The sequence below is a fragment of the Hyalangium versicolor genome (assembly GCF_020103695.1).
In the GTDB taxonomy this organism is placed as follows: Bacteria; Myxococcota; Myxococcia; order Myxococcales; family Myxococcaceae; genus Hyalangium; species Hyalangium versicolor.
In genome coordinates this window covers 67,756-89,265 of sequence record NZ_JAHXBF010000039.1, presented here as the reverse complement: position 1 = coordinate 89,265, position 21,510 = coordinate 67,756, and the positions used below count along the sequence as shown (strand labels likewise).

The 21,510-nt window shown below is 67.2% G+C and carries 12 protein-coding genes; 3 read left to right on the top strand and 9 right to left on the bottom strand.

Features of this window, described 5'->3' with window-relative positions; genetic code table 11:
* Positions 1-62: 62 nt before the first annotated feature.
* From KY501_RS47610 to KY501_RS47585, 6 genes are all read right to left on the bottom strand, one after another.
* Positions 63-2,138 carry a serine/threonine protein kinase gene (locus KY501_RS47610; protein WP_224371864.1) on the bottom strand — a complete coding sequence of 692 codons (2,076 nt, stop codon included), beginning with the start codon at positions 2,136-2,138 and terminating at the stop codon, positions 63-65.
* 120 nt (positions 2,139-2,258) lie between these two features.
* Positions 2,259-2,657: a glycine cleavage system protein GcvH gene (gene gcvH / locus KY501_RS47605; RefSeq protein ID WP_224371862.1), complete on the bottom strand. Its 399-nt coding sequence runs from the start codon at positions 2,655-2,657 to the stop codon at positions 2,259-2,261.
* 54 nt (positions 2,658-2,711) lie between these two features.
* Entirely contained in the window at positions 2,712-4,640 is a 1,929-nt protein-coding gene (locus KY501_RS47600) for a hypothetical protein (RefSeq protein WP_224371860.1), read from the bottom strand.
* 39 nt (positions 4,641-4,679) lie between these two features.
* Positions 4,680-7,739 carry a DUF6603 domain-containing protein gene (locus KY501_RS47595; RefSeq protein WP_224371858.1) on the bottom strand — a complete coding sequence of 1,020 codons (3,060 nt, stop codon included), beginning with the start codon at positions 7,737-7,739 and terminating at the stop codon, positions 4,680-4,682.
* A 48-nt stretch (positions 7,740-7,787) separates the two neighbouring features.
* Positions 7,788-9,638 (bottom strand): hypothetical protein, encoded by a 1,851-nt coding sequence (locus KY501_RS47590; RefSeq protein ID WP_224371856.1) that lies wholly within the window; start codon positions 9,636-9,638, stop codon positions 7,788-7,790.
* A gap of 12 nt (positions 9,639-9,650) precedes the next feature.
* Positions 9,651-13,541 carry a hypothetical protein gene (locus tag KY501_RS47585; protein WP_224371854.1) on the bottom strand — a complete coding sequence of 1,297 codons (3,891 nt, stop codon included), beginning with the start codon at positions 13,539-13,541 and terminating at the stop codon, positions 9,651-9,653.
* Positions 13,542-14,011: 470 nt separating this feature from the next.
* Between KY501_RS47585 and KY501_RS47580 the strand changes: the two genes are divergently transcribed.
* Both KY501_RS47580 and KY501_RS47575 read left to right on the top strand, forming a co-directional pair.
* Complete coding sequence (locus KY501_RS47580; RefSeq protein WP_224371852.1) at positions 14,012-17,032, top strand: hybrid sensor histidine kinase/response regulator; 3,021 nt, start codon at positions 14,012-14,014, stop codon at positions 17,030-17,032.
* Between the two features lie 54 nt (positions 17,033-17,086).
* Positions 17,087-17,749, top strand: coding sequence for a glutathione S-transferase family protein (locus tag KY501_RS47575; RefSeq protein ID WP_224371850.1), 663 nt, complete (start codon positions 17,087-17,089; stop codon positions 17,747-17,749).
* Between the two features lie 30 nt (positions 17,750-17,779).
* On the opposite strand, the gene KY501_RS47570 is transcribed toward KY501_RS47575, so the two are convergent.
* Positions 17,780-18,391: an HD domain-containing protein gene (locus tag KY501_RS47570; protein ID WP_224371849.1), complete on the bottom strand. Its 612-nt coding sequence runs from the start codon at positions 18,389-18,391 to the stop codon at positions 17,780-17,782.
* 137 nt (positions 18,392-18,528) lie between these two features.
* On the opposite strand from KY501_RS47570, the gene KY501_RS47565 reads away from it, so the two are divergent.
* Positions 18,529-19,425: a LysR family transcriptional regulator gene (locus KY501_RS47565; protein ID WP_224371847.1), complete on the top strand. Its 897-nt coding sequence runs from the start codon at positions 18,529-18,531 to the stop codon at positions 19,423-19,425.
* A 62-nt stretch (positions 19,426-19,487) separates the two neighbouring features.
* Here KY501_RS47565 and KY501_RS47560 read toward each other — a convergent pair whose 3' ends face one another.
* Both KY501_RS47560 and KY501_RS47555 read right to left on the bottom strand, forming a co-directional pair.
* Positions 19,488-20,078 (bottom strand): hypothetical protein, encoded by a 591-nt coding sequence (locus tag KY501_RS47560; protein WP_224371845.1) that lies wholly within the window; start codon positions 20,076-20,078, stop codon positions 19,488-19,490.
* Between the two features lie 227 nt (positions 20,079-20,305).
* Positions 20,306-21,505 (bottom strand): efflux RND transporter periplasmic adaptor subunit, encoded by a 1,200-nt coding sequence (locus KY501_RS47555; RefSeq protein ID WP_224371844.1) that lies wholly within the window; start codon positions 21,503-21,505, stop codon positions 20,306-20,308.
* Between the last annotated feature and the right edge of the window lie 5 nt (positions 21,506-21,510).

Genomic DNA, 21,510 nt, shown 5'->3' with positions numbered 1-21,510 from the left:
TCCTGACACGTCGCCTCTACCACGCCTCAGCGCCCCGCCGCTCTGGCACTGCTCGAGCAGCCTCACTTGAACTCGCGCACCGCTTCAACGCCCACGGTGGACTCGACTTCCCCCGCATCGTTCCGTGGTTGGTTCGACTCCAGGCAGACCGGGTACGTCTTGCCATCCTTGGTGGCCTGCACCCAATGCCCGTACGCCCACTTCTCCGAGAGGATGATTCGCCCCGAGAGCAGGAAATTCGGCGGCTCGAGCTGCCCGAAGTCCTCGAGCATGCGCAGTGTCGTCCACCCCTCCTTGATGGGCACGGGCTTCACGCTTCCCTTGTGCCAGGAGAACTCCCCATCCGCTCGCTTGCCGATGCGGATGCCCAGCTGCTCCATGGCTTGGAGCGAGCCCGGCGGGCACGGCTCGGCTGTCACCGGGGGTGGACGTACTTCCGCGCCAGGCCCGGTGCAGGCGGGGGCGGTGCAGGTAATGAGCAGGGCCGCTGCCTTCTTCGCGGCCCCCAGGCGCTTGGGTTGCTTCTGCTGCTCAGTCTTCACGGAAGCCTCACGCTGTTGCGCCGTGTCGCCAGCGGCCACGGACGCGGTGGGAGCCTCCTCGCTTTCGAGAGGAGCTGCGTGCTCAGCTTCGGGTGGTTTCAGAGGGGGCGCTACTTTCCAACCGCTCTCCCACGTAGGCAGGATTCCATCCAACCCGAACTGAAGGTCCGAGGCTGCGGGCGCCTCGGCTGCGGTGCTCTGGGCGGAGGGCTCCGGGTTCACCCTGTGCCCCTGTGAAACAAACCTCGCGGCGAGCCCTCCCAGCGTGAGGAGAAGGCCCACCCCTGCCGCCCCTGTTGCACGACGTCGCCACGGCGAGGCCCGGCGAGCCGGAGACTGGACGAAGGCCACTGGCAGCTCCGGAGCGGAGACGGCCTCCGGCATGGGTGCAACGACAGGAGCAGCGGAGGCGACCTCCGGCACGGGTACAACGACAGGAGCAGCGGAGGCGACCTCCGGCATGGGTGCGGCAACGGGAGCAGCGGGAACACCGTCCGGTGCGGGCCGCTGCTGCGGCACGGCCACACGGCCCGGAGCTGGCGCCACCGGGAGGGCTGGCCGCTTGCCTCTCCGAGGCCTGGAAGGCACCCGAGCCCATTTCTCCTCCTCGTCCACGTCCTCTGCTCTCGCCGGGGGAAGAAGTGGCTCCACATCGGGCTCGCACAGCGGCGCTTCCCACTCCGGCCCCTGCCGCGCGAGCAACTCGTCCACTCCTCGCCCCAACCCCGCCACGTCCGGCCTGGCTTCAGGCTGCTTCACCAACAACTTCAGGCATAGCTCGCTCAACTCTCGCGGCACCCTTGGGTTGCGCTCGTGTGGCGGCACCGGCGCCCGGCTGAGCACCCCCTCCACATCCCCACGGTTCTCCACTGGGAAGGGCACATCGTCCGTCAACATCCAGTAGAGCACCACCCCCACCGCATACACGTCATCCGCGGGCCTGGGCCGGTACCGCGCTCCGTGCTGGAAGCCATGGTCCTCCATGAAGCGCCAGGCCTCGGGGCTGCGGTACTCCCAGGTTCCCGGCGGCATCGGCCCGCGCGTCACCGGGGCCGCCTGCTCGCAGCCGCTCACGCCGAAATCCACCAACACCGCCGCACCGTCCTCCGCCCTCACCAGCAGGTTGGCCTCCTTCACATCCCGGTGCACCACGCCGGCCGCGTGAACTGCTCCCAACCCCTGGCTCATGTCCCTCAGCAGGTGCAGCACCTGGCGCGCCGTGGGGTTCTCCTCGCCCACCCACTCGTCCAGCCGCCTCCCCGCCACGTACTCCATCACCACCACCAGATAGCGAGGCTGTGCCTCCGGCCACTGCCAGAAGCCGCTCAGCCGGGCCACGTTGCCGTGGCGAACCCGACTGAGCACCACCACCTCGCGCTCAGCCCAGCCCGAGTGGTCCTTCAACGACAGGAACTTCAGCGCGTGCAGTTGCTCACCCCGCCGCGCCAGGAACACGGTGCCAAAGCCACCCGCTCCCAGCCGCCGCTCCACCACGTAGGGGCCCACCTCCGTGCCCGGCCCTATCTGCGACACCGAGCTGTGGCGCCGCCTCCTGCGCTCCTGGGCCACAGCGGGCCTGATGGCGGGTTCACTCATGGCGGGCCTCCCTGCAAGGGAGGCTCACGCTACCACAACCGTTCAGGTAGGGGAGAGAGCAGAGGGGATGCGCGTCGTGTGCAACGAAGCAGGCTGTTGACGGTGAGGGCCGGCCGCCCGCTACCCGTTCGCCTCCTCTTCGATGTACTTGAGGTAGGCCTGCGCATCCATGAGCCCGTTCAGCTGCTTGGCGTCCGAGGGCTGGAGCTCAATGAGCCACCCGTCTCCGTAAGGCTCGGTATTGATGAGCTCGGGATCATCCACGACCTCCGCGTTGACCTTGAGCACCTTTCCACCGACAGGAGCGAAGAACTCGGACACGGCCTTGACGGATTCGATGGAACCCAGAGGACTCTCGGCTTCGATGGTCTCGCCCACCTTGGGCAGCTCCACATACACGACATCTCCCAATTGCCGCTGCGCGTGGTCGGTGATGCCCACCACGATGCGCCCCCCCTCTACCTGGCGCACCCACTCGTGCTCCCGGGTGTACTTCAGCTCCTTCGGTACATCGGCCATGTCCTGGCTCCTTGCGGGTCCTGCGGGGTTTGAGCGTCCCTGGCTCAGTCTGCCTCACTCCGAGGCGACGAACCGAATTCTCGGTCCGCCTTCAATCATCTGCAGCGCGAACTGCGCGGCCGTGAACACGGTGGCATGCGTCATGGTCTTCATCAGATCCGCGACCCCCTTCATGTCGACCATGCCCTTGTCGGCGTTGCGGAAGGGAACCGGGTTGATGATCAGCTCCGTTCCCGAGCCGGAGCGATCCCTCAGGTTCTTGGTGAAGGCAGAAGAGGTGTCCTCCCGCACGTCCAGGCCGAAGCTCAGCCCCTCCGGAGCCTGGAAGAAGTCCACCGTCTTCAGCTCGCCCTCGAAGAGCCCGATCAGCACGTCGTCCGCCAGGGAGTCCACGCGCACGGCGTTCATCCCCTCGGCCGGAATGGAGCCCACGTCCTCCTCGCGCTGCGCGTACGCCTCCACCAGCAGGTTGGGATAGCCAGCCACCACCGCGGAGCGCATCACGAAGCCGCTGAGCTCCCGAGGCACCTCCCCCAGGCCGCGCCGAGACCGCGACGCACGGTCCTCCTCCCAGTCCGCCTCCGTCACCCGGCCAATGCTGTACGCCCCGTCCAGCAGGCAGTCGACCCACACCGGATCCACCCGGACCAGGCGCAGCCCCTCGGCGGGCAGCACCCGCTCGTCGGGGATGAGGTAGCTGAAGGGCAGGCCCTTGAGCGTGGCCAGATCCCCCAGCCACTGGGACACCGCCTCGGGCATCCCCGGCTCCTCGGGGCGCATGCTCAGCAGCGGGAGCCGCCGCCCGGCCCCGGCCCGCTGACGCTGCGCGCGCTGCTGCTGCGCGGCATGGCGCTTCCAGTTGTAGAGCTCGAGCGCGATGCGCGTGTTGGACAGCGTCAACAGTCGCCCCAGCTCCCACGCGGCGGCGTAGGACACGTCGAAGAGCCCCGTGGCCGGATCGTAGCGCACCAGCTCGTCCGCGCACCGCACCGGCAGTGACACGCTGTCCGGGTTCGCGCCCGGCACCAGCGGCCCTCGGTAGAAGGACACGCTCTTGCTCCCCCGGCGCATCTTGTGCGTCACGGGGACATAGCCCTGCTCCACGTAGGGCGCGGCCGGGCTGCCCGCGGGCAGGTTCACCGGGAGCTGCAGCGTGCTCGGCTGGCGGTCCAGGTTGCGCAGCAGCCCGCTGAAGCCCTTCTCGGGATCCACGCTGAAGAAGGACCAGTGGGCCAGGCTCACCAGGCGGACCCAGTCGTTGTCGCCCGCCCCCTTGGAGTCGAACTGCCCGCTCGTGTTGTAGCGCTTCTCCAGGGACACGAGGTGGACCGTGCTCTTGCCGTCCACCATGGGCAGGCGGTTGCAGAAGACGGTAGCCTCGGGCTCGCCCTCCAGCGCTCCGCTGGCGGACTTGCTCTGGTGCACGTGCGCCAGCAGCGCCAGCTCCTCGGCCTTGGGCAGGATGTCCTTCAGCACCTTCCACTTCACGTCCAGGACTGTCACCTCGTCCGTGGGCTGCTGGCCCTCCTCCAGGGTGGGCTTGGGATAGTGCACGCTCTCGGACGTGGCGATCAGCTCGCTCAGCTTGATGCTCTGGAGCCGAGGCTGATCCGCCTCCGTCTCGAAGTCCGAGTCCCGCAGCAGCACCAGCGCCAGCCACGAGCGGTTCTCGTCCCCCTGTCCCGGGAAACGCTCCCAGGGCAGGGTGCTGCGCCGCAGGGTGACGTGCGGCAGCGCGTTGGAGTGGTCTCCCACGCTGTCCCGAGGAGGAGCCACGGCCAGCAGGTCCTTGGGAGGCAAGGGGCCGAAGCGCTCCGCCTGCACCACGAAGCTCAGCTTCTTCGTATAGGTGGTCTCCGGGATCTTCGCGTGCTTCACCTTCTGCTCGACAAAAACCTCGTACTTGCCCGCCTCCAGCTTGGGCTGATGGAACTCCAGGAACTCAATCTTCGCATCCGGACTCGGAGTTCTTCGCAGACGCATGGTGTCTTCCTCGACAGATTCAGAAAGGGTGGGAGTTCCTCAAGCGGCCTTGACCTGGGGGGCGAAGACGAACGTCTCCACCACGTCAGCGCTCAGCGCCACGTCCTCGGCGGGATTGAAGCCCAGGGCCTCCAGCAGCGTGTTCCTCGCGGCGTGGGTGGCAATCGTCTTCCGGATCTCCGCGCGCAGCGTCCCGTCATCTCCCGGCATGGCGCGGAACTCCGACAGCGGCTCGAAGGCGTAGGCATTCGAGTAGATCTTCGGATCGAAGCGCAGGGCGGCCACGGGCAGGTCGTCCGTGTCTCCAGCCTTGGGAGGCTCGCCCGGCTCGATGCGCAGGCCCACCAGGGCGTCGCTCACGAAGGACGTGTCGTTGACGCCGGGGAAGCTCAGCCGCTCATCGCTTCCGGAGCCGCGGACCTTGGGGTCTCCCCACATCCCCGCGGGCATCTGGCGCTGGATGACGGTGTACTTGAACTTGCCCTTCTCCACGTCCCCCCCGTCTCGCGTGAGGGTGACGCGCAGGGTGCTCTCCAGCGTGCCCGCCTTCACCCCCATGGGGACCACGCCCAGCGCCTTGCCGCTCACGGGCGTGCTGGACTCCGGGTGGTGGGCCGCGCTCAGGGGCACCAGCGTGTCCGTCGTCAGCGCGAACTCCTTGGGGTTGACGATCCACAGCGCCTCGCCCGAGGTGGGCTGCACCTGCCGCGTCAGCCCGTCCGCCACGGCGATGTTGCACACCTCGTTGCTCGCCGGCAGGAAGGAGCTCTGGAAATCGCCCCAGCCAATGGGCTTGGGCGCGGGCGAGCCCTGGTTGCCGAACTTCACCTTGACGGAGAAGAGGAAGACCTTGAGCTTGGCGTACCCTCCGAAGTCCGGCCCCCAGATGCGCAGGTCCGCGCCCAGGCTCGCCTTGAGGCACCCCAGGCCGAACTTGAAGTGCAGGCTGAGGCTGATGTCGTAGGCGTAGGGCTTCCAGGAGATGAGGAAGTCCGCGCCCATGCGGAACGAGGCCCACGCGGAGCCGCTCCTGAACTCCGCCGCCAGCGAGCCGCCCGCCATCACCGCGTGCGCGCACAGGGCGAAGTAGGACTCTCCCCGGAGGCTCAGGGTGCTCCCCAGGCGCCACTCGAAGCCCACGCGCGGCACGATGGGGTAGTGCGCGGGCACCTTGAATCTCGGGTGGTAGCCCCCCATGGTGAGCACGAAGTCCCCCGCGTGCTGGCCCGCGAACCAGGTGGCGAAGGCGAACCCGCCCGTGAGCCGGCAACTGGGGTTCAGGATGTACGAAGAGGGCGTGAGCTCCCCGCGCACCATGGCCACGCCCTCGGACGGAGAGAAGCGCGCCTGGAGCGCCAGCTCCACCACCGCCAGCGCCTTGGAGCCGGAGAAGGGCACCTGGAGCCGCGCCAGGCCCAGCATCCCCAGCTCGAAGCGCTTGCCCAGCACCACCGTCAGCAGCGCGAAGCCGTCCAGCATCTTGAACGAGGTGAACTTGACGCCCAGCGCCAGGAAGCCGGTGTCCGGCTGAAGGGGGATGTACTGGGAGAGCTTGCGGAGCTGGCCCGCGACGGTCTCGCTGGCGTTCTCCGAGTTCCACCCGCCGGTGCCGTCCAGCGCCTGGGAGACGAGCGGGAACTCCTTCACCCGCTCCAGGGGCGGCACGTGCAGATCCCGGTTGTAGCCAAAGCCTCCGGACAGCCCCGTGACGAAGAAGAACGGGGGGCCGCCCAGCGGAGCGTTCAGCGAAGCGTAGAGAAAGAGCGACGTGCCGGTGTCGGGGTGATCCGCGTAGGCGCCAATGGCCGCCAGCCCCACGCCGCTGCCCTTGAGCTTGAGCTGGAGCGAGGCCATGCCCGCGTACTCGTCATAGCCCTGCTTGGGCGAGCGCAGGAACGCTCCCGCCACCTTGAGGGTGTCATTCGCGTACTCCAGCCCGAAGCCGTTCACCTGGAACGCGGGCTTGCCGGAGGAGCTCAGGGGCAGGCTCACGGAGATGCCCTCGAGCAGCAGCTTCAAGTCACCCACCGAGACGATCATCTCCGGGGTGAAGGAGATGGCGCCGTCCCTGTACTCGAGGCCGAGCTTGGCCAGGTGAATGGGGCCCACGGAGCGCTCCACGGCGAGCCACGCGGCGTTGTCTCCCAGAGTGACGGGGAAGTCCTCCGAGGTGCTGCGCGGCACCTGGCGGCGCAAGCTCCGGGAGAGGGAGCGGGAGCCTCTGCGCGGCTTCTTGAGCTGCGTGTACCACGCATACTTCAGCGCCCCGAAGACGGCCGTCAGCCCCGCGTAGACGCCGTAGGTGAGCTCCTGCTGGGTGGAGCTGGGCGGTTGGATGCGCAGGGGCGAGCCCAGCTCCATCAGCACCCCATTGAGGGCCTTGAGCTCCTTGTGGGTGAACGCATGGGTCGCCACCAGCAGCTCCAGCGTGACGAAGGCCCGCGTCTGCTCGGAGCTGAACTGCACGCCCACCAGCGGGAACTGCCCGAGGTCGACGTTCGTGTGGAAACCGAGGCCCAGGATCAGCCGGACGCGGCCGCCCGACGCGCCCACGCGCCCGGCGACGACCAGGGTGAGGCTCTGCTGGAGGGGGATGGTCAGCTCCTGGGGGATGAGGGCGGCCAGTGCGGGCGCGGTGGCGCCGAAGAGGGCGCCCAGCGGCAGGGACTGCTCCTCGATGAAGCTGCACTGGAGGACCCACATGTCTCCGGCCTTGGAGGTGAACTGACCGTCGAACTGGAGGTGGGTCAGGCCACTCTCCGCGATGGGGATCTTGAGGCTGCCTCCGTACTCCGCGGGCCGCTTGTTGCCCGTCACCTTGTCTGGCTTGACCGCGATGTTGATGCTGATCTCCAGGTGTTTGGCCTCACCGTCGCTGTCCTCGCCGATCTTCACTCCGAACCCGATGCCAAGCTCATACCTCTGCTTGGAGGAGTCGAACTTGAAGGTGGCGCTGGTGAGGGGAAGCGTCTCGTCGAGCGTCCGTAGGAAGCCCGGGACGAAGTCCACCTCGAGCTGCTGCTCCAGGGCCGCGATGAGGGCACGGATGCTCGTGAGCGTGTTGGGATCGATTTCAATGCCAGCGCGGGTTTCAGCCATGGTTCACCGCAAGGGAGCGTGAGAAGAGATGGAAGAGCTGGGCGACGATCAAGTCAAGTCGTTGACCAGTTCACGCCGCATGAACAGAATGGTGACAGAGATAGATTTGGCTCCTACGCCATCAACGAGACAGGTTAGGACCCAGTGGTTGTTGGTCTTGGTGAACGACCACACCAGTTCGTTCGAGGAAGAATTACTTGGGTTACTATTTGTTTGGAGACTCATAACCCACGGAACCCAGATGTCTGAACTGTAATTCGTAGCAACAGAGGGACCACTGGCGCTGAACTTCTTGATATCAAAGGGCTTGACCCCATTGATGAAGATGCTGCCATGCACATCCAGCGGAGCTTTAGGGTCCGTGGTTCCAATGCCCAGCTTGCCATTCTGGATGATGGCATTGCCTCTCACATCCAGCGGAGCGGCTGGGCTCGAGGTCCCTACACCCAGCCTGCCGTTCTGGATGGCGGCATTGCCTCTCACATCCAGCGGAGCTGCGGGGCTCGTTGTTCCAATACCCAGACTGCCATCGTGGATGTAGGCATTGCCCTTCACATCCAGAGGAGCTGCGGGGGTGAGGGTTCCGATACCGAAATGGCCATCGGTGTCGAGCGTGACCTGGGGATCGCCGTTGTTGGTGAAGAAATGCAGGGAGTGATTGGTGGCGGTTCCCATCCAGCCGCCACTCTTGTTCGGGTAGAGAGAGTGGGTGGAGACCTTGGTGCCAAGGGTCGCCGTGCCGTTCGTGTGTTGGAGCCCATAACCACTGTAATCACTGGAATCGGTCTTGAGGGTTACGCGAGCGTCAGCCTTCGTTCCCCCTCCGATGCCAATGCTCTCGGGGTGCTCGCGCCCGAAGATGAGCGGAGCCTTCTCCAGCAGGTAGGAGAGCTTGCCATCGCGGAAGCCTTGTACCTGTGCCCAGGTCAGGTCCACCTCCACCCTGCCGCTGGGGTGTCCGGTCACCACGTTGGTGAGGGTCAGGTCCAGGAACTCGCCGGGCTTGAGCGTCTTCGTGGCAGTGGGGGTGAGCTTGAAGGTGACGCGGGTGCCATCGGGGCTGGCAACGCCCCTGGCCGCGGTGAAGCCCGTCATGGCGAGGTTGATGCCGTTGGCCTGGTCCGCGGTGGCCAGCGCCAGGGGGCTGTTGGCGACGGAGCCCACGGGGACTTCGAGTTGGAGAGAGGAGGACTGGGTGGGCTGGCTGGAGGAGTAGTTGAACACCACGTCCTCCTCCTGGCTGCCCGGAGGAGCACTGTGGCCCAGGCGCAGCACCAGCGTGCTGGGCTGGTTGTCCACGTTGAGCACCTGGTAGGGGCCCACCGCGTCCAGCCGCAGGGGAACGCGTGTCCTGCCGCCCCACAGCACCTTCCGGAGGATGAGGTAGGCCTCGGTCTCGTACTCTCCCGGCTGGCCTGGGAAGCGCGGCTCGATCCCCAGAAGAGCGGTGGTGCTCACCTCCGTCTCGGGCTCGGGCCAGGACAGGAGCATGGGCAGGCTGGGGCGGGCCTCGGAGGCCGAGAAGAGGCCCTTGAGGGGGATGGGCAGCGTCTCTCCCGCTTCCAGACGCCTGGCCGCGCCGCTCCAACCCAGATAGATGTCCGTAGTCCTCAGCTCCGCGTTCTCCTGGCGCAGCACCTTCCAGTCCGAGCCGGGAGAGGTGATGGTGCCCGGGGCGAGCAGGCCCGTCCTGAGCTGGAGCAGGAAGTGGAACTTGTCCGGAGCGACGCTCGTCACCGGGTTGAGGATGATGGCCTCATCATCTCGGATGAGGATGTTGGTGGCGCGCAGCTCCAGCAGCCGGTCCTCGGTGAGCAGGACGTTGCGCAGCGTCTCCTCCCCAGGAATCTCGTAGACCAGCTCGAAGGCAAAGGGCTTCTTCTGGGTTTCTTCGGCCATGGTGGTGTCTCCTCAGGTGTCCGAGCTCTTGTCCTTGCGCAGGATGAGCCAGCCCTCGCGCAGTTCCTGGGGAGCGGAGAAGGAGGCGCGGGGATTGGGGGGCGACAGCTTGGTGGTCTGCGACCACTGGCCCTGATCGTCCTGCGCCACCCAGGACCAGAGGTAGCCCGGCTCCTCGGGGACGGGCAGCCGCAGCGCTCCCTGGTCCGACAGGAAGGGCGCGGTGAGAAAGTTCACCTCCATCTCCCCCAGCGCCCGGCTGTAGTGCTCCGGATGCAGCCGGAGCTGAGGGCTGGGCAACACGCCCGTCGTCGCGTGCACCTGCCCCCGAGGATCCAGCAGCATCGTCATCCGCCGCTCCGGCCCCAGGGGCTTCTCGGTGAAGCGCAGGGCGGTCTCTCCATCCTTGTAGGTGCGCAGACGCGGGTGTTCGCGGCCTTTGAGCTGCGGTGAGTAGAAGATGCCGTCGTCGGCGTAGGCGCCCTCGTCCGTCTCGAGCCAGAAGCCCACCAGCCCATCATCCAGCTGCTGGTACTCGCCCAGGCGCACGGGGATCTGAAGCTGGCTCAGGCCCCGGTCGGTCACTCCCCCACCCTCTTGCATCGCGGTAGGATCGAAGGCGGCGGGGCCCTGGAGCTCCAACCGCATGGAGGCGCGCACCACCGCCATGGGGCGGGAGACGAGCAGCGCCCGGCTGGGGTTCTCCGCGAAGGCCTCCGGATCAATTGTCTCCAGCGCCGTGCGCTGCGTGGAGAGGAAGCGCTCCAGGAAGTCCGCGTCCTGGTCCAGCACGTGGTCCACCACGCGCTGCAGGTGGGGATTGGAGAGCTGGGGCCGGCTGCGCGCGTCCATCCTCACGGCGGTGCCCGTCTCGGGGGCGGTGCGCCAGATCTTGCCCCGGTCCACCTCGCCCAGCGCCTTGCCCTGCGCGTCGTACACCTCGAGCGAGCCCTCCAGGTTGTTCACCAGCACGAAGCCGCAGATGGGGTTGGTGCCGGGCTGCTCGTTGGAGCGCTGGCCGTTGCCCTCCGTGGCGGGGAGCCACTCGAAGCGCAGGCGCGCGGGCTGGACGAGCCGGGGCGGCAGCAGCACGTGGTGCAGCGCGCTGGGAGGCGTCTGGTCCGTGGTGGTGACAACAGCAACGGAGTCAGGCTTGTCCAGGGGGATGACCTCTTGGGCCTGGCCAAAGGTGTCCACCAGCCACAGGCCATTGAGCGTCAGGGCCCCGGCGCGCAGGGGGTTGAAGCGGTCCAGGAAGAGCGGCCGGCGCTGCATGCTGTCGCCTAGGGCGTCACGCACCGTCTCGGTGATGTAGTAGTGGACGCTGTTGGCCAGGGCCGTGGGATCGCTGACCTTGAGCTGGAGCGTGGACTCGCGCAACAGCAGGGCCTCGTTGAGGTTGCCCAGCGACTGGGCGAGGCAGGGCGTCTGCTGGAGCTTCGCGTAGGACCACAGCGAGGTGAAGATGGGATCCTTGACGTCTGCGTTGGGGTTCTTCTCGCTGAACCACGCGTGGACCTCGTCGAAGTGGGCCTCGAGGTAGCCCTCCACCTGCTGCTCCTCGGGGATCTTCTTCGCCTCGTAGTAGTCGGGCAGCAGGGAGCTCTCCAGCCAGCGGAGGATTCGCTGACCGACCTGGGGGCCCGCGGAGGGCGACAGCAGGCTGATGCCCTGGTACGTGTCGTCCGTGTCGGAGATCGCGGACTCCTCACCGGGCTTGAGCCTCTGGTCCACCGCCTTGAGGTCGAGCTGGTAGTGCTTGAGCAGCAGCTCGGAGTTGAAGTCTCCGTTGTCGGCGCGGCCGCACGGGGCGACGTGCGCGTTCCAGTGCATCAGGAAGGGGTTCCAGGGGGGCTGGGTCCACGTCCGCCCCGCCTCGGGCCCCAGTCCGTTCAGGTAGCCCGTCAGCGCGGTGAGCGTGGCCGCGGGCAGCGTCCCCAGGTCCAGCGTGAGGGCGGCCTGCTCGCAGGGCAGCAGGTCCTCCGTCTCCTCGCGCCAGAGGTCCGCGGCGGCGGCCTCGCCGGTGAGCAGCACCACCGGCTCTGCGGGCGTGAAGTAGGGGGCCTCGGGCTCGGGGCGCAGGACGTAGGGGGCAACGGCGCCCTCCTCGGTGGCGTTGTAGGCGCGCACGGCGGACTGCGCGGCGTCGAGCGCCGCGGCGAGTCGCACGGCGAGGGAGGTGGCTGCGGGGGGGATCTCCAGGAAGAGCCCCGAGTCCTCTGCTCGCACCGGGTACGTGACGTCCTGGTACTTGATCTCCCAGGACTGGTCCTGCTGCTTGATGGTGACGGTGTGATTGGACTGGAGCACGAACCCGCAGCAGTTCTCGAACTCGATGCCCCAGGTCTCGTAGGGGGTGGGCCTGCCGGTCTTCGAGGTGAGCGAGACGCCCGGGGTGTTGATGATGCGCAGATAGTCGCTGAGCCAGGTGTGCTGACGGGAGACGACCTCGAAGCGCGAGGGCTGGGGGAGGATGCGCCACTCGCCCGTCTGGGAGTCCTGCTCCAGGCTGAGTTGCCCCATGGAGGTGAGCTGGTGGCGCACGGGCACCACGTAGCTCTTGTAGAAGTTGGTGTTGGCGCCCTTGGAGGGCAGCAGCTCCCACCAGCGGAAGTACAGGCGCTGGCGCAGATCCTCGAGCGTGTCGGTGGCGCGCTGGTACTCCTCCTGGAGGGAGTTGAGGGCGTCGAGCAGCGTCGTCCAGGCGGGCGGAGGCGTGCGCCGGGCGCGGGGCTTGGAGCGGCGGAACTGGGCGAAGACGTCCGTGGTGGTGTCGCTCTGGGGCTGGATGGCCCAGCGCAGACCGCCCTGGACCGAGGCGAAGCCGCGCTCGTGCCGCGCCTCTTGGAGGCGGTCATCGATGTCCAGCGTGTGGCCCTCGAGCCGATCGGCGAGCTGGAGCGTCTCGAGCTGCTCCTCGATGGTGCGCCGCGACTCTGGGGACTGGGGCGAGTGGGTGTGAGCCAGGTGCGCGGCCAGGGCCTCTGTCTCGGTGGTGCCCACGGCGAGCAGGGGCTTGGACAGCGTGCGGAGGGAGCGCGAGCCGGCACCAAAGGACAGCCGCGCATGGAAGAGCGTGGCGCGGGGCAGGGAGCTGGCCGTCCAGCCCCACTCGAAGCGCTCCTCGAGGAGGGCCTGGAGCGCCTCGGGCGTGGTGGCCTCGGTGAGCAGGGCCGTCAGACAGTCGCGCTGGACGTCGGAGTACCAGCCGAGCACGTCGTAGCGCAGCCCGGCGGGAGGGGTGCCCGTGTGCAGCGCCGAGTCGCCGTCATGCAGACCGAAGACGGTGCGGCAGTTGGGGTAGAAGGAGGCGAAGGAGGCGCGCACCGGATCGAGCACGCGCACGGCGGTCTCCTGGCCCACGCAGGTGAGCGCGGGCAGGTACTCGCGGCCGGAGTCTGACTGGGCCTTGCGCCAGTCCTCGAGCGAGAGCGCGCGGCCGAGGAAGCGGTAGCGGTAGCCGGAGGCCGGGGCGGGATCGGGCAGCACCTGGACGTTGACGGGGGCCTCCGCCTCGCTGCCAAAGTCGCCATCCCCTGCCGGGTACAGGTAATCACTCTCCACCACCCACTGTTTCTCGGGCTGACCGCCGCCGCTGCGCAGGATGAGCCAGCGATTGGGGACGTAAGGAAAGCGAGTGAAGTCCCCGTCCTGCTCTCCCTGGGTGAGGGCGTCTGGCATCAGCCAGTGCAGGTGGATGCCGGGGGGCAATTCCTGGTCCTGGGTGAAGGGAGGGGTGAGGATGCGGTCGCTGAGGTTGGGCGAGCGGAGCTGACGCTTGCCGCTCGTCTCGGCGGGGAGCAGGCGGTAATCCGCCATGGCGCGAACCACGTTCTGCTTCGCGCCCAGGCACAGGGCCTGAAGCCGCAGGGGAACGCGTAGAAAACCATTGGTGCTTGTCATGTTCTGATTACCCCCATCATTCCGAGTCCCTCGGGCCCATGGCCTCTACGTGCGTCAGGTTTGCGCCCAGGGTGAAGGGATGGATCGTGCGCTGGCTCTTTTTTGGAGTCTGCCTTTCCGAGGGGCAGTTCATAGGCCCGCCTCTCAACATTGCACCATTGAGATCTTTGTTGAATTGACATTGGCCTGAGACTGTGCCCTGGAGAGGGCAACCAGACAGACAGCACCGTGTCATGCTGCCTCAAGAAGCACCCAGGCGAATACGAGCGCTGTGGAGCCATGCGTCCCAAGCAGCGGCCGAATCCTTACCTGCCTCCCAGCCCCCTCAACTCTGAGCAACGGACAGAGAGGAAGCGCCGTCTGAGTTCGTGGCAGCGTCCTGCACACCACAGGCCGAGGAAGTCCGCCCTTCCGGCAGGACGTCTTGCGCATAAGGTGGGGGCGACGGCAACCCCGACGCCCAAGACACCATGAGCGAGACACCGAAGTCGGATGAAGCGAGCGGGACACTGCGTGCACAGCCCGTCGGAGCCTGGCCCGCCTCGCTGAACGACGGCAGCGAGATGGGACGGCTCATCCTGGAGAAGGACTGGTCCCGGACACCGCTCGGCCCCATCGAGTCCTGGCCGCAGACGCTGCGCACGGCGGTGGGCATGTGCCTGGCGACGCGCTTCCCCATGTTCATCTATTGGGGCCCCCAGCGCGTCCAGCTCTACAACGATGCGGGCATCCCCATCATGGGCGCCAAGCACCCGCATGGAGCCCTGGGTCCGGTGGCGGAGGTGTTTCCAGAGCTGTGGCCCTTCCTCGCGCCCATGTTCGATGGCATCGAGCGCACGGGGCTGGCGACCCGATCTGAGAACCAGCCCTTGCCCATCGCGCGCAATGGCTTCGTCGAGGAGGCCTATTTCACCTGGTCCTACTCTCCGGTGCGCGATGACTCGGGCGCCATCGTGGGGATCTACACGCCCGCAATGGAGACCACGGGGCAGGTGCTCGGACAGCGGCGCCTGCGCACCCTTCAGTCCATCTCGAACCGGTCGGCCGGAGCAGCATCCTCCGAGGAGGCATGCCGGGCCGCGCTCGCCGCGCTGGCGGAGAACCCCGCGGACCTCCCCTTCGCCCTGCTCTACCTCACGGATGCCGGGGGCACGCGGGCCTCGCTCCTGGGCGCTTGTGGTCTGGAGCCCCAGCACTCGGGTGTGCCCGAACAGGTGGACCTGCGCGCGGAGTCCTCCGCGAACAGGGCCGCGTGGCTCCTGGGGTCGGCGGCCAGCTCCCACCAGGTCACCGTGGTGGACGACGTAGGCGAATGGTTCGAGGCGCTGCCCGCCCCTACGGGGATGGGGACTCCCCGCTCGGCCCTGGTGTTGCCCCTGTCGTACGCGCAGGGTGACCGCCCCCTCGGCTTCCTGGTGGTCGGTCTGAGCCCCCTCCTCACCCTGGCCGGGGAGTACCGCAGCTTCCTCGAGCTGGCGGCAGGAGCGGTGACCACGGCCGCCTCGAGCGCCCGTGCGCAGCAGGAGGTGCGTGAGCGCGCGGAGAAGCTGGCCGCGCTCGACCGGGCGAAGACCGCCTTCTTCAGCAACGTGAGCCACGAGTTCCGCACGCCCCTGACCCTGATGCTCGGCCCCGTCGAGGACGCCCTGGCGGATGCGAGCGAGCCGTTGGGGCCACAGCAGCGAGAGCGCCTGTCGCTGATCCAACGCAGCGCTACCCGGTTGCTCAAGCTCGTCAACACCGTGCTCGACTTCACCCGGATCGGAGCGGGCCGGATTCAGGGGCTCTTCCGGCCCACGGACCTGTCTGCCTTCACCGCCAGGCGGGTGAGCCAGTTCGAGTCCACCGCGAAGCGGGCCCAGCTCAACCTCATCGTTGACGCTCCTCCCCTGCCCGAGTCCGTGTGGATCGATCACGAGATGTGGGAGACGATTGTCTTCAACCTCTTGTCCAACGCGATGAAGTACACGTCCGCGGGCAGCATTCGCGTCAGCCTCCACGCGGAGCAGGAACAGGTGTGTCTGGAGGTGCGGGACACCGGGATTGGCATCCCCAGCGCCGAGCTGCCGCGCATCTTCGAGCGCTTCCATCGGGTCGAGGGCGCATGGGCCCGCAGCCATGAGGGCAGCGGCATTGGTTTGAGTCTGGTGCAGGAACTGGTGAAGCTGCATGGGGGCAGCGTGGGCGTGACGAGCGTCCTGGGCGAGGGGACGGCCTTCACCGTCAAGGTGCCGCGGGGGAGTGCCCACCTGCCCCGCGAGCAACTCTTCCCCGGGAAGCCCGACACTTCGGGCGCCGGGCGCGCCTCCCCCTTCCTGCAGGAAATCGAGGGCTGGCTGCCAAGATCCGAGGAGAAAGGCTCCGCACGGGGAGTCCCCGCCGTGACTCCCTCCCCCACACGCATCCTGGTGGTGGACGACAACGCGGACCTGCGCATGTACATCTCGGGACTGCTCCAGTCGTCCTTCGTAGTCGAGACCGCGGAGGATGGGCTGGAGGCGCTCAAGGCCATCCAGCAGCGTCCGCCCGAGCTCATCCTGAGTGATGTGATGATGCCCCGCCTGGGGGGGTTTGGCCTGTTGAAGCACCTCCGGGCGGATCCCCGGCTGCGGGCCATCCCTGTCATCCTGCTCTCGGCTCGGGCCGGCGAGGAAGCCAACGTGGAGGGGTTGGAGGCTGGCGCGGATGACTACCTCACCAAGCCCTTCTCGGCGCGCGAACTGGTGGCGCGCATCGGCACGCAATTGGAGATGGCGCGGGTCCGCAGGGAGATGGGGTTTCACCAGGCACGAGAGGCGAGCCTCGAGGAGGCGGTGAAGGCCCGGGATGATTTCCTGTCGGTGGTGAGCCACGAGCTGAAGACGCCTCTGGCGGCCTTCGGGCTGCAACTCGAGCTCATCGAGCGGGGTCTGAGCGCCGAGTCGCGGGCGCAGTTGGGCGATCGCCTGTTCATCACCCGCCGGCAGGTGCAACGCCTGGCGTCCCTGATGGACACGCTGCTGGATGTATCTCAGTTGGCCGTCGGGAGCTTGCGGTTGAGGCGCGAGGAGTTGGACCTCTCCGCGCTGGTCACCGAGGTTGTTGCGCGGATGCGCGAAGAGCTGGCGCGAGCGCAGTGTCCGGTGATGCTCGAGGCCGCCCCCTCGGTGCGGGGCCACTTCGACCGGGTGCGCCTGGAGCAGGTGGTGCAGAACCTGTTGTCCAATGCGGCGAAGTTCGGTCCGGGGAGAGCCGTGGAGGTGCGCATCCAGCGGCAGGACGGACGCGCGCTCTTGAGGGTGAGGGACCACGGCATGGGAATTCCGCCCGAGGACCGAGAGCGCCTCTGGCAGCGATTCGAGCGAGGAGTGTCCGTCCACAACTATGGGGGATTGGGCGTGGGCCTCTGGCTCACCCGGCAGGTGGTGGAGGCGCACGGGGGCTCCATCACCATGGCGGAGACGCCGGGCGGAGGGGCCACGTTCATGGTGGAGCTGCCCCTGGAAGGTTGAGGGGCATGGCCAAACTCCTCGACAGCGGGCGGACACGGCACCAACAATGCCGGAATGCTCACGCTCTACGGCTTCGGCCGCGTCAACTCGAAGGTAGTGGGTCTCACCCGTGATTTGCGTGTCCTGTGGACGCTCGAGGAGCTCGGCGTGCCCTACCGCGTGCACGGCCTGGATCATCCCGCGGGGGAAACCAAAAGTGAGGGCTACCGGCGCCTCAACCCCTTCACTCAGGTGCCGGTGCTCGACGACGACGGCTTCGTGCTCACCGAGACGGGCGCGATCCTGCTGTACCTGGCGGAGAAGACGGGCAGATTGATGCCTGCGGATCTCCAGGGCCGCGCCCAGGTGACGCGCTGGTGTTTCGCCGCGCTCAACACCCTGGAGCCCCCACTGTTCCAGATCGCGATGATCGAGCTTCTCGGCGCCGCCGATCCCACCGGCGCGCAGCGGCGTCCCTCACTGGTGGATTGGGCCAGGCTCCATCTGACAGCGCTCGAGGACTGGCTTCGGGAGCGTCCGTATCTCACCGGCGAGGCCTTCACCGTGGCCGACATCCTGATGACCACGGTGCTGCGCGAGGTGCGCAACGCGGGCGTGCTCGACGACTTTCCCCAGGTCTCCGCCTACCGCGAGCGCTGTGAGGCACGGCCCGCCTGGCGGCGGACGCTAGAAGCCTATGAGCAGCGCCTCGGGGCACCGGCGGGCAGCGCGCGCTAGCCGCGGTATGGCGATCAAGGTGACGCGGGCCTAATCTTCGAACTCTGCGTGCATGACGATGTCGCAGAAGCCGGGGATCGGCAGGTGCTCCTGCACTCGGCCGATCTCTCCCATGAGGTTGATCGCGCCGGTCATCGGCTTGCGCCGGACGACCGTGCCCATGGCCTCCAGCATGGCCTTCTTGAAGCCGAGCCGCGGATACTCGGAGAGGATGATCTCCACGCTATTGGGCGTTACGAGCGAGCGCGGGATGGCTCCAATGTCGATGCCCGCGCCGAGCTGGAGCAGGGCGATCTCGGGCTGCTTGCGTTGCGGCACGCCGGGCGTGGTGTGCAGGGCGATCGCGTCCCAGATAATGGCGATCTTCCGGTCGGAGTAGCCCTGCTTCGACAGGAACTCGGCAGCGGCGTCCGCACCGTCGACCTCAAAGCGATCCTCGCCGATGAACTTCTCCACCAGGCCGAGGTCGTGCAGCACCGAGCCGAGGAAGAGCATCTCCTCATCATACCGCGCGCCCTGCAGCGCTCCGGCGGCTCGCCCGAAGGCGAAGGTGCGCATCACATGGTTGAAGAGGAACTGCGGGGAGTGGTCGCGCGCCAACTCCATTGCGGCAATGCACACTTGCGTGTCGGGGTACTGCATGGATCGCTCCTTGATGTCATGGGTTTTCGATCTGGGCAGCTCGTGACTCAGCGCGCGCAACGTACGTTCGTTATTTCTGGTCGATAATATGCTCTCGATTATCACCAGCTGGTAACACTGGTATCGAATGGACTTTCATGGATCGACTGACCAGCATGTCCGTCTTCGTCGCGGCGGTAGAGGAAGGGAGCCTGATCGCCGCCGCGCGACGTCATGGCCTCTCTGCGTCGATGGCTGGCAAACACGTTGCCGCGATCGAGTCAGAAATGAACGTCCGGCTCATGCAGCGGAGCACCCGTAGCCTTGTCCTCACCGAAGCCGGGCGTGCCTACTATGCGCGCAGCAAGCGGATCCTGGAGGAGTATGAAGAAGCCAGACGCGAGGCGGCTGACACGCAAGGAACTGTTCGAGGCGTGCTCCGCGTCACGGCGCCCGTCACGTATGGAACCATGCACTTGAGCGGCGTCATGGCCGCCTTTCTGGAGCGGCATCCCCGTGTCACGCTCGACGTGCTCCTGAGCGACCACTACGTCGATCTCGTGGCCGAGGGCTTCGATGTGGCGATACGGATCGGCGCGCTGCGCGACACCGATCTTGTCGCTCGGCGGCTTGCGCCGTGCCGCATGGTGTTGTGCGCGTCGCGAGAGTTCCTCGCGCAAATCGGCCCGCTGCAGACCGTGGCGAAACTTCGCCAACTGCCACGGCTGATATTCAGCGGCGCGATCTCGACAGGCGACTGGACGCTCATCGATTCCAAGGGGAACTCAACCGTCATCGATGGACCGGTTCGCATGACGGCCAACAACATGCAGTTGCTGCTTGCCGCCGTCCTGCGCGGAAGCGGCATCGCCTACGGGCCCAGCTTCGTATTCGACGCGCATATCGCGTCCGGTGATCTGGTCGCTCTGCTGCCGGATCACCGGACATCGGATCTCGCGATCCATGCTATCTATCCAACCCATCGACATGTGTCGCTGAAGCTGCGTAGTTTTGTCGATCATCTCGCTGCGAGCCTGGGTTCCACAACGCCCTGAAGTGACCCCCCCATCTTCTGGCCCCCATCATGAGGGGGCGCCAAGCCGGAGTTGAGAGCCGCTCAGGCATTGGCGAACAAGGGGCCCGCGGGAGCGGCGCTCTGGGGGCCCATCTCGCGCCGCAGCCTGCTCACCAGGACGAGGAAGCGCACCCCGTAGACGAGGCCGGCCAGCGACGCCACGAAGGCGAGGATGCTCAGGGGCCCGCCGCGCGGCATCTCGAAGAAGCTCAGCACGAGCGTCACTCCGCTCGAAAGGAGCAGCCCCTGCCCCACGCGCTTCGTGGTGTCAGCCAGGGCCGGCACCCCCAGACTCAGCCTCACGGGGAAGACCATGTAGCGGAGCGTGTCGACCACCTGTACCACGAGGAGGAGGATCGCGATCCAGGCCCAGCGGCGCACCTTCTGATTCTCCAGGGCAGACGCCAGGCGCAGGAAGCCGAGCCCGAGGAGACCCTTGGGCAGCAGGGACACGACCGAGTACGCGGTATAGAACCCACGGTTGCTCTGCCCGGGCGACAGCAGGAACCTCACATAGAGGGCTTCGAGCGGGTCGAAGAGAATCTGCAAGGTGAGGACGAGGAGCTCGCCCAGCAACAGCAGGCGAAGTGCGGCGGCGAACGGCCCCTGGGCAGGTGAAGCGGACGACGTCATGGAGATCCTGGGTGAAGAGGGAGCATCCCTGAAGAGGCCGGCAGCCTATAGCACGCACCCAGAGTGAAGCAGGACCGATGACGCTTCCTGGAGCGACCTTCCCGCCATCTCCAAAACCTTATGAATGCTGGGCTTCTCGGGATGGAGGCGGCGGCAATCGAACCCGCCGCTGGGAGTTTCTGGCGAAAGCGCTCCGACTCGGGACAGATAGCCCAAGCACTCGCGTCTCAGCGCTTGGAACGCTCGACGAAGGCCACGCCGTCCTTCACGTCGTCACCCGGGTGGACGATGACCCGATCTCCCGGGTTGAGTCCCTCCAGCACCTGCGCCTGGAGCCCGTTGCGCTGGCCTGGCTTCACCTCGCGCAGCCGCACGCGCTTGTTCTCCGCGAGGAACACCGCCCACCCTTCGCCCTGGCGTAACAGGGCGCTCTCGGGCACTTGCACCACGTCATCGTCGGCCCAGAGCGTGATTCGCGCCTCCACCCGGTAGCCATCGCCCAGCACCTTGCGCCGCTCCACGGACTCCTCGAGGGTGATGAGCACGTTCACCCGCTGTTCCTCCACGCCCAGTGCGGATACGCGCGTGAAGGCCGAGGGCTCCACCCTGCGCACCCTCCCCTCCAACGAATAGTCCCCGCCCCAGTTCTCGATCCGCGCGCGAGCTCCGGGATGGATGCGCACTGCGTCCTGCGACAGCACGTCCACCACCACCTCCAGAACCTCCGGATCGCCGATCTCCATCAGCGCCGTTCCCGGAGTCACAGCTCCCTCGCTCTCCTGCATCACCCGCAGCACCCAGCCTCGCACCGGAGCGTGGAGGTCCAGCTGCTCGGACGCGGTGGGCCGCTGCTCCATCCGGCCTCGGGCCGCCCGCGCCAGCTTGAGCTGCTGCTCGGCGATGCGCACGGCGTACTGCGCCGAGGTCAGCTCCTGCGCGCGGCCGCGCTCCTCGAAACGGGCCGCTTCCAGGCTCTGCCGGGTGATGCTGCCGCTCGCCGCCAACTGCTCGTGTCGCGCTACCTCGGAGCGGGCGTACTCCAGCGCCGTCTGCGCGCGTTTCATCACCGCCTCCGCTTGCTCCCGGGCCGCCTGCGCGGCGCGCACCTGCGCATCCGCCTCGGCCCGCGAGCGCGCATCCAGCAGCGGCGGAGTCAGCGAGTCGAGCTGGGCGATCACCTGGCCCTCCTGCACCTCGTCCCCCGGCTTCAACGAGATGCGCTCCAAGTGCCCGCCTACTGGGGCGGAGATGGTGTAGCGATCCTTCACCCGCGTCTTGCCGGGCTCGGTCACCGTCACCTCGAAGAGGCCCCGTGTCACCTCCGCCAGATCCACCGGCACGGGTCGGGGCCGGTACGCCGAGGCGATGGCCGCCACCACCGCGAGGGCTCCCAGGGCGAGCAGTGCTCTTTTGAGCCACTTCTTCATGGTCC